The following is a 2,292-nucleotide window of genomic DNA, read 5'->3' as shown; positions in this document are numbered from 1 at the left end:
TGCTGAACCCGTTCACGCACCTCGGGAGAGACGCTGGCGCCTGGGGTGAATGTGCGGGATACCGCCGATCGCGACACGCCGGCTTGCCGTGCCACATCGGCCGCCGTGATGAAGCCACGCCCTCCACGCTCCAGTTTCGTGCGCTCATCGCGGTCAGACGCAGACATGGGCGAAGGGCTCCCGGAAGAAATGACGGCACGACAGCAACGCCCGGCGCGAATTCGCAAGGCCGCACAGGTCGCCTCATTAACGAACATTGTTCGCCAAGGATAGATCCACCTTCATCCGTTGGCATGGTAACACAAGCGGCAAAACGGAATCGCGCGATGCGAAGAGGCGGGTGTGATTGTCGCCGCGTTCACTGGGCGCGAGGGAGGCTTTAGGCGGGCTCGGACGCCTCGCCTCCCGCGCTAACGACGCCGCCGATCAGGTTGATCGCGAGCAAGCGTTCTGTCGTCGGCTCGTAACGAACCGGAACGAGCCTGGACGCGACGTTCGCCAACCACTCGTCGAATCCAACTGCCGCGGCGAATGCGTCCTCGCGTCCGACGGCGCGGAAGCGAACTGGCGTTCCTGCCCGCATCTGCGCGAACCGGTCAAGGTCGGCGCTGATGACAGTCGCAATCTTCGGATACCCTCCGGCCGTCTGCCTGTCGCGCATCAGAACGATGGGCAATCCGCTCCCCGGCACCTGAACGTGACCGGCGACGATTCCGTCCGACACAATGTTGAAGCCTCGCAAATGCTCGATCTGCGGTCCGCTCAACTGATAGCCCATCCGATCCGCCTGCGGGCTTACAATGAACTCYTGCTGAAGGAACGTTTGCAGTCCCTCCTCGGAGAAATAGTCATCTTGTGGACCCATCATCACGCGGATCGGCCCGCTTTCTTCGATCAGCTCGATCGGATCGTGAAGCAAGGGGCCGGCACCCGTCCCTTCGCACGGCACCCGGTCCCCGCCCCTCAACGGATGTCCGTCGATCCCTCCGAGGCGCGACCTCAGATGCACGGAGACACTGCCCAATTGCGGCTCGAGGGCAAACCCGCCACCGACTGCAAGATAGGCGAAGGTGCCGCTGCGGGGATGGCCTACGTGCAGGATCTGCCCCTCTCGAACGAGCACCGCCGTCTGCGAGGGGGCCGGCTTGCCGTCGATCGCGACGGTGACACCAGCGCCTGCTGCCGCGACACGGAGGCTGCCGCCAACGCATTCGAACGAACCACCGAGGTTCATCAATTCGATTGCCGCCGCCTCCAGAGGGTTTCCGACAAGCGCGTTGGCGAGGGCGAGGGCGCGCCTATCCATGGCKCCGGACGGCGAAACGCCGAAGCGCTGATAGCCGAAGCGCCCGCGATCTTGGATCGTGGTCATCGGCCCGCACGATTTGACAAGGAGATCGGTCATGACGAAACGCGCTCGGCTACCGGCTCGCCGGCAATCGCCGCGCGCTCCAGGTCGTCCCAACGCACGGCGTCGATCCGTTCGAAAACGATCTCGTCGCCGGCCTCGAAAAGGAAAATCGGGTCGCGCGTCGGAAGATAGCTGAGCACAGGGGTTCGCCCCAGGAGATGCCAGCCGCTCGGGCATTCGACCGAGCTGATCCCTGCCTGCGCTCCGCCGACGATGATCGAACCACTCGGGATCTTTGCGCGCGGATGGGTCCGACGGGGTGTCGCCAAAGCTGGATCGAGGCCGCCGAGATAGGCGAAGCCCGGCATGAAGCCGATCATGTAGACGCGGTAAACGGCATCGACGTGACGCGTGATCACGCCCTCCACTGTCAATCCATGCTGCGCAGCGAAATCCTCCAGGTCGATCCCGAATGCGCCACCATAGACGACCGGCACCTTCCAACGGCGACGGGCCATGGCGGAGACCTGCAAGGCGTGCGCGCTGTTCAGGAGGAACCGCTCTAGCGCGTCATAGTCGGTCGTGACGGGATCGAAATGGACCATTAGCGATCGGTACGTCGGAACGGTTTCGATGACGCCGACCGGTGGCGCATTGCGCATGATCTCGTCGAGCGCCAGTACTCGCCCATTGAGTTCGGGATCGATCGCCTCGCCGAACTCCACGGAGATCGCGCCGTCGCCACAGGTCAAAATCCTCGGTCTCAGAAACAAGACAGCGCTCGCAATTAACGAATGTCGGGTTCAGTGCATTCGAGCCCTTCATAGCGCCCGTCGCAGTCCGTTCCAAGACCGGGTTCGCGCCCATTGACCGTCCGCCTGGAACCCCTTACGGCGAAAGCGTTCCGCCTTGCGCTTCGTGCAACGCTCACCGGCGGTCAG

General features: G+C 63.6%; 3 protein-coding genes. All 3 read right to left on the bottom strand.

Annotation, left to right across the window (positions count from 1 at the left end):
* On the bottom strand, nt 1-167 hold a 167-nt coding region (locus AC1DT3_RS18420), incomplete at its 3' end, for a LacI family DNA-binding transcriptional regulator (protein ID WP_477466675.1).
* A gap of 212 nt (nt 168-379) precedes the next feature.
* On the bottom strand, nt 380-1,405 hold the full coding sequence (locus AC1DT3_RS18415) for a 5-oxoprolinase subunit C family protein (protein ID WP_477466674.1): 1,026 nt from the start codon (nt 1,403-1,405) through the stop codon (nt 380-382).
* Nucleotides 1,402-2,124 (bottom strand): 5-oxoprolinase subunit PxpB, encoded by a 723-nt coding sequence (gene pxpB, locus AC1DT3_RS18410; protein ID WP_477466673.1) that lies wholly within the window; start codon nt 2,122-2,124, stop codon nt 1,402-1,404. Before pxpB ends, AC1DT3_RS18415 begins: the two co-directional genes overlap by 4 nt.
* Between the last annotated feature and the right edge of the window lie 168 nt (nt 2,125-2,292).

This window comes from Microvirga sp. P4_G7 (genome assembly GCF_056401005.1).
This window is presented reverse-complemented; position numbering and strand designations above follow the sequence as displayed.